This is a genomic window from Micromonospora sp. NPDC003776, from assembly GCF_053605645.1.
Genome location: NZ_JBSGJR010000143.1, coordinates 1 through 12,760, shown reverse-complemented (window position 1 = coordinate 12,760; position 12,760 = coordinate 1). Strand labels below are relative to the sequence as shown.

General features: G+C 70.3%; 11 protein-coding genes. 8 read left to right on the top strand and 3 right to left on the bottom strand.

What is annotated here, in order from left to right; all coding sequences use genetic code 11:
- From ACWEVO_RS14530 to ACWEVO_RS14510, 5 genes are all read left to right on the top strand, one after another.
- A partial coding sequence (locus tag ACWEVO_RS14530) for a hypothetical protein (protein WP_452308016.1) occupies positions 1-200 on the top strand: 200 nt, incomplete at its 5' end.
- A 21-nt stretch (positions 201-221) separates the two neighbouring features.
- A complete protein-coding gene (locus tag ACWEVO_RS14525) occupies positions 222-3,473 on the top strand; it encodes a glycosyltransferase (protein WP_452308015.1) in 3,252 nt (1,083 codons plus the stop codon).
- 307 nt (positions 3,474-3,780) lie between these two features.
- On the top strand, positions 3,781-4,263 hold the full coding sequence (locus tag ACWEVO_RS14520) for a hypothetical protein (RefSeq protein WP_452308014.1): 483 nt from the start codon (positions 3,781-3,783) through the stop codon (positions 4,261-4,263).
- 20 nt (positions 4,264-4,283) lie between these two features.
- Positions 4,284-4,742, top strand: a complete 459-nt coding sequence (locus tag ACWEVO_RS14515) for an HNH endonuclease (RefSeq protein WP_452308013.1) — start codon at positions 4,284-4,286, stop codon at positions 4,740-4,742.
- A 61-nt stretch (positions 4,743-4,803) separates the two neighbouring features.
- On the top strand, positions 4,804-5,154 hold the full coding sequence (locus tag ACWEVO_RS14510; RefSeq protein WP_452308012.1) for an aldehyde dehydrogenase family protein: 351 nt from the start codon (positions 4,804-4,806) through the stop codon (positions 5,152-5,154).
- A gap of 113 nt (positions 5,155-5,267) precedes the next feature.
- On the opposite strand, the gene ACWEVO_RS14505 is transcribed toward ACWEVO_RS14510, so the two are convergent.
- Entirely contained in the window at positions 5,268-6,254 is a 987-nt protein-coding gene (locus ACWEVO_RS14505) for a hypothetical protein (RefSeq protein ID WP_452308011.1), read from the bottom strand.
- Between the two features lie 72 nt (positions 6,255-6,326).
- On the opposite strand from ACWEVO_RS14505, the gene ACWEVO_RS14500 reads away from it, so the two are divergent.
- Positions 6,327-6,947: a TetR/AcrR family transcriptional regulator gene (locus ACWEVO_RS14500; protein ID WP_452308010.1), complete on the top strand. Its 621-nt coding sequence runs from the start codon at positions 6,327-6,329 to the stop codon at positions 6,945-6,947.
- Between the two features lie 557 nt (positions 6,948-7,504).
- Here ACWEVO_RS14500 and ACWEVO_RS14495 read toward each other — a convergent pair.
- Both ACWEVO_RS14495 and ACWEVO_RS14490 read right to left on the bottom strand, forming a co-directional pair.
- Positions 7,505-8,782, bottom strand: coding sequence for an RNA polymerase sigma factor (locus ACWEVO_RS14495; protein WP_452308009.1), 1,278 nt, complete (start codon positions 8,780-8,782; stop codon positions 7,505-7,507).
- Positions 8,779-9,144 carry a YciI family protein gene (locus tag ACWEVO_RS14490; RefSeq protein ID WP_452308008.1) on the bottom strand — a complete coding sequence of 122 codons (366 nt, stop codon included), beginning with the start codon at positions 9,142-9,144 and terminating at the stop codon, positions 8,779-8,781. Before ACWEVO_RS14490 ends, ACWEVO_RS14495 begins: the two co-directional genes overlap by 4 nt.
- Positions 9,145-10,131: 987 nt before the next feature.
- Here ACWEVO_RS14490 and ACWEVO_RS14485 point away from each other — a divergent pair.
- Both ACWEVO_RS14485 and rox read left to right on the top strand, forming a co-directional pair.
- Positions 10,132-10,875 (top strand): phosphotransferase enzyme family protein, encoded by a 744-nt coding sequence (locus ACWEVO_RS14485; RefSeq protein ID WP_452308007.1) that lies wholly within the window; start codon positions 10,132-10,134, stop codon positions 10,873-10,875.
- 335 nt (positions 10,876-11,210) lie between these two features.
- The gene (rox, locus tag ACWEVO_RS14480; protein WP_452308006.1) at positions 11,211-12,632 is read left to right on the top strand and encodes a rifampin monooxygenase; all 1,422 of its coding nucleotides are present in this window, start codon (positions 11,211-11,213) and stop codon (positions 12,630-12,632) included.
- Positions 12,633-12,760: the final 128 nt, after the last annotated feature.

Genomic DNA, 12,760 nt, shown 5'->3' with positions numbered 1-12,760 from the left:
GTCGGCGCGGCACCGACGCCGGCCGACCCCAGTCCCACGCCGGGCCCGGCCGGCGCGCCGCCGGCCGACCGGCCGACCGCGCCATCCCCGGCCCCCACCGGCCCGCCGTCTCCCCCGACGGGCGAGCCGGCACCACCGACCACCCCCGCACCGACGACGCCCGCGCCGACCGGCCTCGACCCGATAACGAGCGTCCTTGACCTCGTACCGGGGGCGCTCCGATGACCCTCACGAGCCGTCGCGCCACCGGCCGCCGCGGGGGCGGCCGGGCCTCGCGCACCGGCCGGTTCATCTGCGCGTCCCTGGTCCTGGTGGTCGTCTGCGTGCTGCTGGTGGAGGCGTACGCCAACGCCCGCTTCCGACCCGACCAGGTACGCGACGAGCAGGACCAGTTCACCGTCCCGGCGGCCGTCCTGGACGGCGGTCCGGTCCTGGACGCCCGGGGCGCAGAGCCGCACTCCTACCGGCTGCCGCCCCGGACCATCGCCCTGACCTTCGACGACGGGCCGGACCCGACCTGGACCCCGCGGATCCTCGACGTGCTCCACCGGCACCACACCCCGGCCACCTTCTTCGTGATCGGCGCACAGGTGGCCCGCCACCCGGACCTGGCCCGGCGGGCCGTCGCAGAGGGACACGAGCTGGGCGTGCACACCTTCACCCACCCGGACGTGACCATGCTGTCCGGCTGGCGGCAACGGATGGAGTACGCCCAGACCCAGATGACGATCGTCGACGCGGCCGGGGTCCGGACGAGCCTGCTGCGCTTCCCGTACTCGTCGGTGCCCAGCGCCGTCGACGACGCCAACTGGCCGGCCATCCGCGCGGCCGCCCGGCTCGGCTACCTGACCGTGGTCAACGACCTGGACAGCGAGGACTGGGCCCGGCCCGGGGTGGACGCGATCGTGCGGAACATGACCCCGGCCGGGGACGCGGGCGCCGTGGTGCTGCTGCACGACGCCGGCGGGAACCGGGCCGAGACGGTCGCCGCCCTGGACCGCTTCATCCCCCTGATGCGCTCGCGCGGCTACACCTTCACCACGGTCAGCGGAGGCGTGACCGCCGCCCGGTTGGGCGCTCCCGCCGTCATCGGCAACGTCCCGGCCTCGACCGTCGAGCGCTGGCGGGCCGCGCCCGTCCGCTGGGCGATCCGGGTGGCGGACCTGACCCTGCGCGTCCTGGCCGTGCTGTTCGTGACGGTCGGGGCGCTCATCCTGCTCCGTACGCTACTGCTGCTCCTGCTCGCCTACCGACTCGCGCGCCGCAGGCGGGTGCACCGGTGGCCCTGGGGGGTGACGACCGCGCCGGTGTCGGTGATCGTGCCCGCCTACAACGAACAGGCCGGCATCGTCGCCACCGTCCGCTCACTGGCGGCCAACGACCATCCGGGCATCGAGGTGATCGTGGTCGACGACGGGTCGACCGACGGCACCGCCGACCTCGTCGAGTCGCTGGGCCTCGACGGCGTCCGGGTGATCCGCAAGCCCAACGGCGGCAAGGCGACCGCGCTCAACACCGGCATCCTGTACGCCTCGCACGACATCATCGTGACCGTCGACGCGGACACCATCTTCGAACCCGACGCGATCCGCCGGCTGATCGAGCCCTTCACCGATCCCCGGATCGGCGCGGTGGCCGGCAACGTGAAGGTCGCCAACCGGCACCGGCTGCTCGGCCAGTGGCAGCACATCGAGTACGTCATCGGGTTCAGCCTGGATCGCCGGTTCTACGAGATGCTGGGCTGCATCCCGACGGTGCCCGGCGCGATCGCGGCGTTCCGCCGGCGGGCCCTGACCATGGTCGGCGGGCTCAGCGGCGACACCCTGGCCGAGGACACCGACGTCACCATGGCGGTGCTGCGCGCCGGGTGGCACGTGGTGTACCACGACCGCGCCCGCGCCTGGACGGAGGCGCCCGCCTCCGTGGGTGACCTGTGGCGGCAGCGCTCCCGCTGGAGCTACGGCACCATGCAGGCGATGTGGAAGCACCGCGGCGCGGTGTTCGACCGGGGCGCCTCCGGTCGGTTCGGCCGGTTCGGCCTGCCCGTCGTGGCCCTGTTCGGTGTCGTGCTGCCCCTGCTCGGCCCGGTGATCGACCTGCTCGCCGTGTACGGCCTGTTCTTCATGGACACGACGAAGACGGCGGTGGCCTGGGGCTTGATGCTGCTGGTGCAGGTGCTGACCGCGGCCGTGGCCTTCCGGCTCGACCGGGAACCCCTGCGGCCCCTGCTCGCGCTGCCGGTCCAGCAGCTCGCCTACCGCCAACTGATGTACCTGGTGCTGGCCCGGTCGGTGGTGACCGCGCTGACCGGCGTCCGGCTGGGCTGGCGCCGGGTCAAGCGCGCCGGCGACACGGGGCACGACACTCCCGTCGGGCCACCGGCCGCCGGCGGCGGCCGGGACCGCTGGTTCGACACGCTGCGGGCGCTGGCGTTGGCCCGGGTCATCGCGTACCACATGTTCGGCGCGGCCTGGCTGAGCTTCGCCTTCCCCGCGATGGGGGTGATGTTCGCGTTGGGCGGCTCGCTGATGGCCGCCTCCCTGGACCGCACCCCGCAACGCGCGGTCAGCGGCCGGCTGCGGCGCCTGCTGCCCGGCCTCTGGGCGTTGGGCATCGTGCTGGTGCCGCTGATGCTCTGGCACGGCTGGTCCGACCGGCCGGCCTGGCCGGCTCTGCTGAGCTGGCTGGTCCCGCTGCTGCAGCCGCCGGGCAGCCAGTGGGCGGCGGACGTCACGGGCGTGCTCTGGTACCTGGTGACGTACCTCTGGTTCGTCCTGCTGTCGCCCGCGGCGCTCGCGCTGTACCGGCGCTGGCCGGTGTGGTCGCTGCTCGTCCCGCTGGCCGGGGTGGTCTTCCTGCAGACCGCCGCGCCGTCGCTGGCCGGCCCGGTCGACTCGGTGCTGACCGACGTGGCGACCTTCGGCGCCTGCTGGCTGCTGGGCTTCGCGCACCGTGACGGCCGGCTGCGGCGGCTGCCGCTGCGGTCCCTGCTGGCGCTGGCCGCGCTGTGCCTGGCGGTCGCTCTCGGCTGGCTCGCCACCCACCGGGGCGGAGGGCTCGACCTCAACGACATCCCGGTAGCGCAGGCGTTCTGGTCGCTGGGCGTCGTCCTGGTGCTGCTGCGGATCGCGCCACCGATGGGCTGGCTGCGCCGGGCCCGGCCGCTCGACCGGCTGGTGACCGGGCTGAACAGCCGCGCCCTGACCATCTACCTGTGGCACAACGCGGCCATCGCGGTCTGCTTCCCCGTCGGCGACCTGCTCGGGTTCTGGCGGGTCGGCACGTGGGGCTACCTGACCGTCGCCCTGGTGATCCTCGGCGGCGTGGTGCTCGCCCTGGGCTGGATCGAGGACCTCAGCGCCCGGCGTCCGCCGCGCCTGCTGCCCTGGCCGCGCCTGGCCCGGGCGGTCCCGTCGGCGCCCACGTCGCCCGACCCGGCCCCGGCCGCACCGCAGGCGATGGCGGGAAGGTGAGAGGTGAACGCTAGACACACCGGTAGAAATAGTCATAACTCGGCAATCTTCGTCATACAGTTCTCTCACCACAGCGGGCGATCCCGGGCCAGCCCGACGGACGCGCCCACGAGCGTCGTGCCACACGCCACGCCGCCGCCCGACTCCGGACGTCCACCGGAATCGACCACGTTGCGGCCGGCGGAAAGCCGGTGATTGGGGTGATCACCGCGGCCGGCACGGGCCGCGCCCTCCTACGGGCCCGTGCCGGCCACCCCGCCACCACCATCCGACCCGGCACACCGGGACGAGAGGAGACGAGAACGAGATGTGGCGTCCGCCGACACCCGTCGAGCAGGAGCTGTGGAACGCCGTGGCCGCGGGAGTCCGCGCGGCCAACCAGGCCGACCGCGACGGCTTCCAGGCCGCCGTACGCCGCCTGTCCCGACTGCCCCGCCCCTGGACCGCGCAGGTGCTCCAGCACACCGCCGACCTGCTGGTCGAGGAGTGGGACCCGGACGGCCGGTATCCCTGGGCCCTGCTGACCGCGCAGCTGGACCACGTCACCGGGTGGCTGCCCGAGGCCGACCCCCGGCTGCTGGGCGCCCTGCTGGCCGGCGGCGGGCCGGCCACCCACGGCGCAGCGGACCACACCGCCGAGCTCCGACTGCGCCTGTTGCTGGTCGCCCTGCTGGCGAACGTCGCCCGGGTCGGCGTGGGCGCCTTCGTCGACGTGGCGCTGGCCGCGAGCAGCTCGCGCACCCCGCGCCGGCTCTCCGGAGCCGTCCCGCACTCCCGCCCGGGCCGCTGACCCTGCACTACGCTCTCCGGGTGCTGTCCCAGGTGCGCGGACTCTCCCGGCACTTCACCGAGGAGTCGTTGCGGGCGTACCTGCTGAGGCGGTCGGTACGCCGGCCGAGCGGGTGCCTGATCGTCCGCGGTTACGGCGACCGCCGGGGCGTCCACCAGAAGCTCGCCGGGCGAGCCTGGGCGCACGTGGCCGCGTACGCCGTCCTCGTCGGCGGTTACCGGCCGGACCTCGACGTCCACCACGAGTGCGGCGTGCCCGACTGCATCGAGCCGACCCACCTCCGCCAGATCAGCCGGGCCGAGACCTGCCGACAGCGCCGGCAACAGCCCCACTGCCGTAACGGCCACGACCGTGAGGTGGACCCGGCAACCGGCCGCTACCGCCAGGGCTGCCGGCGCTGCGCCAGCGACGCGCAGAAGCGGTGGCGCGACCGCCAGTCCGCGCAGGTCGCCGCGGCCCGGGGGGCGCACGGCCGCTGAGACTTCTCGTGAAGCTGTCAGTGCTTGATTCTCAGGGCAACATCAGTTTCTTTCTCACCGAGTGTCAGTCTCCCGGGTCCGGTCGATCGACGACCTCAATTGGACTGACGTCCCGCGGTTGCCGTCAGATGGTGCGGGAGCTGACCCGTTACGGGGTGCCGCCGGAATCGAGGTGGTGTTCGGCCCGGTGGTCGTTGCGCTCCCCTTCGACGGCGAGGACGACGCGGTGCGGCTGGCCAACGACAGCCGGTACGGGCGCGCCTCGTCGGTCTGGCTCCCACGACCTATCTCGTGCCGTGCGGGTCAGCCAGCGACTCGACGTCGACGTCACCTGAATCAGCGATTACCTGCCGATCGCATCCAGAGGCACCGCACGGCGACGCGGAGGGCTCCGGCTTCGGCAAGTACATGAGCCAGGAGTCGGTCGCGGAGCACTGGGTCACCCTGCACCTCATGATCAAGCAGGCGGCGCCCGCCGACCGCGACTCCTTCCGGCCGGCCTGAGTCAGGGCACGGTGGCGCCCTTTACAGGCGGAAGATCCGAACCACCAGCCCGGTGTCGTGCATGGTGTGCGGCGCGACGGCGTGGTACGCCCAGGCATGCACCCACGCGTTGCCGGTCCGTACCGTCAACCACGTCTTGAACGCACCGGGCAGGGCGTAGATGAGCAACACGAACAGGATCGTCAGCACGGAGTCGCGCGCCGATTCGTACCGTCCCCAACCCTCGAGCGCGTGCAGTGCCGCGTAGGTGAGACCGCCGAGGACCAGCGTCCCAGTCGTGGAGCCGGTGAGCCGCGCATACCGGGGTACGAGGAGGCCCTGCACGAACACGACGGTGGGCAGGACGGTGCCGGCCAGGTAGAGCACGAACGTCAACGGTGCGCCGATCGCAATCTGACGGGCCGTCAGCCCGGAGAACGCGTGGCCGAGCACCACCCACTGGGCGAGCGACTCAAGAACCAGGACGACCAGGATGAGCACCGTGTCCCCACGGCGATCCGCCGAGCGGAGGCAGAGCTGGCGCGCGGTGTATCGCCGGCGGAACCACAAAAACGGCAGCAGCGCGTAGGCCAGACCGTTGTACGAGGCCCAGCCGATCGCCTCGGCCGGACGTACGGTGTCGGTTGTGCCGACCAGAGTGCCGGCGAGGTGGAAGCCGATCGGGTGCCAGTCGAGTACCCGGGCGAGGAGCAGGCCGCCGAGCTGGGCGAGGACGCCGTACGCGACGAGCAGCCAGATCTCGCGGTAGGCGGCGGAGCGCGAGGGGATGCGCTCTGCGATCGCCGGGTCCGACCGTCGGCGGGTGAGTGCGTACACCACGGCGGCCAGCAGTAGCAGTTCGACGAGGGTGAGCTGAGCGGCGGTCACCTGGCCCGGCCCTGACGGCGAGTCACGGTGTGCCGGCCACTGGAAGGGCAGGTGCTTGGGCGCGAGCAGCAGAGTGGCTCCGTTGACGGCAACCCAGGCGACAACCGCGGCAGCCAGCCAAACCCGTTCTCGGCGTGGCATCCATTCCTCCCCAGCTTTATAGCACAGTCGTGTCAGAAAAGCACCGTAGCACGGCTGTGCTATAAAGGCGAAGTGCCAAAGGTGGTGGACGCGGAGGCCCGTCGCACGGAACTCGCGGAAGCGGTGTGGCGGGTCATCATGCGCGACGGGCTGGAACAGGCATCGGTGCGTAACGTGGCGCGCGAGGCCGGGCTGTCCATGGGATCGCTACGGCACTACTTTGCGACCCAGGCCGAGCTGCTCGGCTTCGCGCTGCGGCTGGTGGGCGAGCGGATCGAGGCCCGGGTCCAGGCCGTGGACCCCACCGGGGACCAACGACGCGTGGTGCTCGCGATGATCGACGAGATGCTGCCGTGGGACCGGCAGCGGCGCGGCGAATGCGAGGTGTGGTTGGCGTTCACCGCTCGCGCGGTCGTCGAACCGGGCCTTGCCAGTCTTCGCAAGGAGATCGACACGCGCCTCGCCGAGGCGTTCCAGATGATGATCGGGCGATTGGCCGACGGTGGCATGCTGCGACCTGAGCTGGATCACAGGGTCGAGGCTGAGCGGCTGTACGCGCTCGTCGACGGGGTAATCCTGCACGCCCTCGTACGGCCCGGACGGATGTCGAGCGCGGCCGGCAGGGCCGTCGTCGCCACGCATCTTGCGCAGATCGCGCCCGGCGAGGGAGCGCCTGCTCGCCGCCTTCCATGATCGACGGAGCCGTGCCCGCACCGCGCTGACCACTGCCGCCACTGAGCCATCCTGCTTTTCGGGAGCTCCTTGATCATGGCCTGATGGCCGTGCGGAGGAAAGCGTCTGTGGCAGCATCGGACAAATGCCCCGACGCGCTACGTCAGCGCGCCGTACGCTTGTATCGCGAGTCGGACGCGAAGCAGGTGACCGGCGCTTGGCGCTCGACGTTGGGTAAGCAACGCTCTTCAAGGCATCGATCATCTGGCCCGGGCAGGCGCGGGTCAGGCCGTCGGGGTGAACCGCGCCGGCCAGGTCTCACTCCTCGGCCCACATCCCGGGCAAGCGGGCCCGCACCAGCTCGATCAGACCCGGGTCGACCTAACCGCACTAACCGCGATGCTTCAGCGCAGGGCAGTCCTCTACGCCTGAACCGCAGCAGTACCCACGTCAAGCTCAGCGTCCGGCCCGATGTTGAACGACATGTGATCTTCGGTCGGTACGACACCGATTTTCAGTGATCGATCACTGGTCATGGTTGGCCGCGCAGGTGGTGTCGGAGTCCGAGGTCGTCTGCACTACGTCGATTGAGAGCCGGGCGGCGTGGGCGCGTTGGTGATCTTGGCCGCCTGGGCGTCGAGGTAGCGCTTCTCGGGAAGGCTCGTCGCGTAGCGGGCCGCGGTGCGGTAGCTGGCCCGGGCGTCTTGCCGCCGATTGGCCATCTCGAGCAGATGGGCGCGTACGGAATGGAGCCGGTGATGGCGCGCCATCCGGTCGTCGGCTTCTAGGCTGGTGATGATGTCAAGGCCGGCATCGGGGCCATGGACCATGGCGACGGCGACGCTTCTGCTAAGGGTCGCCATCGGGTTGGGTGAGACCTGTTCAAGCAGCTCGTAGAGGGCGAGGATCTGCGGCCAGTCGGTGTCTTCGACCCGTCGGGCTTCGTCATGGACAGCGGCGATCGCCGCTTGGATCTGGTACGGCCCGAGCTGACGAGTGCGGGACAACGTTTCGGTGACGAGTGGGATGCCTTCGGCGATGAGGCTCTGGTCCCAGCGGCTACGGTCCTGCTCAGGCAGCGGAACGAGCGAGCCGTCGTCGCCAGTGCGGGCGTCGCGGCGTGCTTCGGTCAGCAGCATCAGCGCCAGTAGTCCGGCCACCTCACCGTCGTCGGGAAGCAGCCGATGTAGTAGACGGGTCAGGCGCACCGCCTCGCCGGTCAGGTCATGGCGCTGTAGTTGGGGGCCGAAGGTGACGGTGTAGCCCTCGTTAAACATCAGGTAGAGGACGTGCAGCACCGCCTTTAGTCGTTCGGGACGTTCGGCCTCCGGCGGCAGCTGGAACGTCGCACCCGCCTTGCGGATGCTCTGCTTGGCCCGGCTGATGCGCTGTGCCATGGTCGCTTCGGGAACGAAGAAGGCGTGGGCGATGTCGGCGGTGCTCAGTCCGCCGACCGCCCGCAATGTCAACGCGATCTGCGACGGCGGCGACAGTGACGGGTGACAGCACAGGAACAACAGCGTCAGGCTGTCATCGTGCTCGTTGCCAGGCGGCTGATCGGCGGCGGCCGCCACGAGTAGGGACGGCGGGGTGGCGAGCAGGTCTGCGTCCTCACGCCGTCGACGCGCGGCGTCGCTGCGTACCCAGTCGGTGAACCGGCGTGTGGCGACGGTGACCAGCCACCCGTACGGGTTCTCGGGCACGCCCTGCTCGGGCCATTGCGTGGCGGCGGCGAGCAGCGCCTCCTGGACGGCGTCCTCAGCGAAGTCGAACCGCCCGAAGCGGCGCATGAGCGCGCCGAGGACCTGCGGCGCCAGGTGGCGCAGCAGGTCCTCGAGTGGTTCCTTGCCGCTCAAATCTCGTTCCCGGTGGCCTCGTGCAGGATCGGCCAGACCTCGACCGCGTTGAACGAGGCGAACGGCAGTTCAGCGGCGATGTCCAAGGCGCGCTGCTCGCTTTCCACATCGATCAGGTACCAGCTGGCCAGGTACTCCTTGGCTTCCAGGTAAGGGCCGTCGGTTACGGCCGGCGCCCCGTTTCGCACCCGCACCGTCTTCGCCTGTGCCGCGTCGGCGTTTCCGTACGCGCCCAGCAACTCGCCGGTCTCCTTGAACTTGCGGTTGAACGCCTCCTGCTCGGCGATGGCCTTCTGGAACTCCTCGACCGAGAACGACTCCCACAGCTCCTGGTTGCCGTAGATGGTGATCATGTACTTCATGGTCGGCTTCCTTCCTCGACGAGCGTCCCCCGCTGGGCGCCCTTCGCTGGCTGGTCGGAGCCGACGGGTACACCTCGACATCCTCGACCAAGATTTTTTCACGCTGACTTCCCGACGCTCCCGCTGGCGTGGTCTTCGCAGGTAGACGCGACGGATGAAGTCCACGCCGAGAGCCCGTGCCGAGAACTTTGACGGACGTGTCGAGGTTCGTACACCTGCCGCCGCGACACCCCCAGCCCCACCGCGGCCACATCCGCGGCCACGTGCCCGACCGTCGCGCCGGTGGCCAGCCAGCCGATCACCTCGGCCCGGCGCACCGCCAGGTCCCAGACCTCCGCAGGCGTGGCCAGCACACCCCGCTCGAGTAGCACCGGTTCATCGACCATGCCCAGGCCCTCACTGTCGTGCGCAGGAGTATGGAGCACATCGACCGTAGTGCACACGAGTCCAGGCCAGCGGAAAATTCACCCTCTCGTGCACGACGCCTGGTCACGACCATCGGATCGTGCAGAGAACCTCGGACTCCGACATTTCGATCTTGTCCGGGACGATCGTTTCTCGGACAGTCCCCAAAGTGCCCCTTGAGGCCCCGCCCCCGCTTACATCTGAGAGCCCCTTCCGGTCAGGCCCTTGGGGAGGAATCGCCGAACCGATCTTCCTCAACTCCAAAGATCGAGCCACTGAAGATCGGTGACGCGCGTACTGAAGGGCGGTGTCGCCCCTACTGAACGCCCGCGTCACCGGCCGCTGAAGTGCGGCTGGCGCTCAACAGTAGCCGCGGGCCGTTCCGTCGCCACCGGCACACCAGCCTGACTCATGATGCACAAGAACTGTCATTATGATGTAGTGCCGTTCTGTCCTCTTTGTCCGACGTATTTGCTGCATTGCTGTTACCGGTAATCCGTTAATCGGGTTGGCGCGCCACCCGGCGCGGGTCACCGCGGTCGCGGTCGTGCCGGAGAACAGTGATGGTTCGGAATCCGTAGGATGTGGCCTGTGGGGTGGAACGCGCTCGGGCAGTGGGGCGAAGACGCCGCTCGCATTGAACCGCTCACCGGCGGGGTGGCCAATGACGTGTGGAGCGTGCGCGTCGACGGGCACCTCGCGGTCGGTCGTCTCGGCAGCAGGAGCGACGCTGATCTGGCGTGGGAGACCGCGCTCCTCCAACACCTCGACCGTGAAGGTCTGACCGTGCCGGTGCCGATCCCGACCAGGGACGGCCGGCTGTTCGCCGACGGTCTGGTGGTGATGACCTACCTGGAGGGCGGACCGCCCGAGACGCAGGCCGACTGGCGCCGCGTGGCCGGCACCCTCCGTGAGCTGCATCGGTCGACGCGGGGCTGGCCGCAGCGCCCCGGCTGGCGATCCTCGACCGACCTCCTACACGCCGAGACCGGGACGAGAATCGACCTCGGCGCGATGCCCCCGGAGGGCGTTGCTCGATGCCGGGCAGCGTGGGCGCGGCTCAGCGGACGTCAGACATGCGTCGTCCACGGCGACCCCAACAACCTGGGCAACGTCCGGATGACCGCGAATCAGGTCGCGCTGATCGACTGGGACGAGTCGCACGTCGACGTCCCCGACCTCGATCTCGTGCTGCCCGACAACGCCGCCGGCCTCGACGCCGGCGCGTACGACATCGCCGCGCAGGCGTCGGCCGCGTGGGAAGCCGCTGTCTGCTGGGACGACGAGTACGCAGTCAAGCGGCTCGCGGAGGTCCGCGCGGTCTGAGAACGCGTTCGAGGAATGCGTTCGGAATCGTGATCACCTGGCGGGGAAAGAACTGGACGGGGCGATGCTTCCGCTTGTAGCTTGCAGTTGCCCGTGACCCCGCCCGAGGAGGTGAGACCCATGAACGATGTATCGAAGTGGGTGCTCCCCCTTCCCGTCACGGTCGGGCGATTGCGGTAGGTGTCGCCGGGAGCGCCTCGCCAGCCAGGCACTCCTGAAAGGCAACACCTATGCACTCTCCGCAGTTCACCGCCGAGCCGTCGTCGACCGAGACGGTCGAGCGCGACGTCCCCGGGCTCCCCGCGCCGGCCTCCGCCACCGATCCGGCGCCCCTCATGTTCGACGTGATCATTGCCGGGTGCGGACCGACCGGCGCGATGCTGGCCGCCGAACTACGGCTGCACGATGTGCGGGTACTCGTCCTGGAGAAGGAAACCGAGCCCGTGTCGTTCGTCCGCATCGTCGGTCTCCACATCCGCAGCATCGAGCTGATGGCGATGCGCGGGCTGCTGGAGCGCATTCTCGAACGCGGAAGACGCCGCCCGGCCGGCGGCTTCTTCGCCGCCATCAACAAGCCCGCGCCCGAGGGCCTGGATTCCGCGCACGCCTATCTGCTGGGCATCCCGCAGCCGGTCATCGTCCACCTGCTCGAACAACATGCGATCGAACTCGGTGCGCAGGTCCGGCGCGGTTGTGCGGTGGCCGGTTTCGAGCAGGACGACGACGGGGTGACCGTCGAGCTGGCCGACGGGGAGCGGCTGCCGTCGCGCTACCTCGTCGGCTGCGACGGCGGGCGCAGTACGGTGCGCAAACAGCTGGGCGTCGGCTTCCCCGGCGAGCCCTCGCGGAACGAGACGCTGATGGGCGAGATGGAAGTGGGCGTGCCGCAGGAGGAGATCGCCGCCACGATGACCGGAATCCGCGAGACCCACCAGCGGTTCTGGCTCCGGCCCTTCGGCGGCGGCGTCTACAGCGTCGTGGTCCCCGCCGCGGGAGTGCGCGACCGGGCGGAACCGCCCACCCTGGAGGATTTCAAACAACAGCTGCGCGCCGTCGCCGGAACCGATTTCGGCGTGCACTCCCCGCGCTGGATGTCGCGCTTCGGCGACGCCACCCGGCTGGCCGAACGGTATCGGGTCGGGCGGGTGCTGCTGGCCGGCGATGCGGCACACATCCACCCACCCACCGGCGGTCAGGGCCTCAATCTGGGCGTTCAGGACGCATTCAATCTCGGCTGGAAGCTGGCCGCACAGATCCGCGGCTGGGCGCCGGAAACCCTGCTGGACACCTACCAGGCCGAACGTCATCCCGTCGCCGCGGACGTACTGGACAACACCCGCGCCCAGATGGAACTGCTGTCCACCGAACCGGGCCCGCAGGCCGTGCGCAGGCTGCTCACCGAACTGATGGACTTCGACGAGGTGAACCGCCGCCTGATCGAGAAGATCACCGGGATCGACATCCGCTACGACTTCGGCGCCGGCCCCGACCTGCTCGGCCGCCGCCTGCGCGACATCGACGTGAAGCAGGGCCGCCTCTACGGTCTGCTGCACCGCGGCCGCGGCCTGCTGCTGGACCGCACCGAACGCCTGACCGTCGGCGGCTGGTCGGACCGGGTCGACTACCTCGGGGATGCCACCGCGGCACTGGATGTTCCGGGCGTCCTGCTCCGCCCCGACGGCCACGTCGCCTGGATCGGTGACGATCAGCAGGACCTGGACGGCCACCTCACCCGCTGGTTCGGCACGCCCAACTGATTTCGCCCGAGCGACCGGGAACGAACGCGGACCCGCCCGCTGGCATGGCGGAAAACGGCCAGGCCAGCGGGAAGGAGTACCAGCCGTGCTCGCCGCCGACCCCCTCGATGACCCGCCACAGCGCCGCC

What these genes read in the sequence shown, in the direction of transcription:
- ACWEVO_RS14525 (WP_452308015.1), top strand. Translation starts at nt 222, where the DNA reads ATGACCCTCACGAGCCGTCGCGCCACCGGCCGCCGCGGGGGCGGCCGG.
- ACWEVO_RS14485 (WP_452308007.1), top strand. Translation starts at nt 10,132, where the DNA reads ATGTGGCCTGTGGGGTGGAACGCGCTCGGGCAGTGGGGCGAAGACGCC.
- rox (WP_452308006.1), top strand. Translation starts at nt 11,211, where the DNA reads ATGTTCGACGTGATCATTGCCGGGTGCGGACCGACCGGCGCGATGCTG.
- ACWEVO_RS14505 (WP_452308011.1), bottom strand. Translation starts at nt 6,254, where the DNA reads ATGCCACGCCGAGAACGGGTTTGGCTGGCTGCCGCGGTTGTCGCCTGG.
- ACWEVO_RS14520 (WP_452308014.1), top strand. Translation starts at nt 3,781, where the DNA reads ATGTGGCGTCCGCCGACACCCGTCGAGCAGGAGCTGTGGAACGCCGTG.
- ACWEVO_RS14490 (WP_452308008.1), bottom strand. Translation starts at nt 9,144, where the DNA reads ATGAAGTACATGATCACCATCTACGGCAACCAGGAGCTGTGGGAGTCG.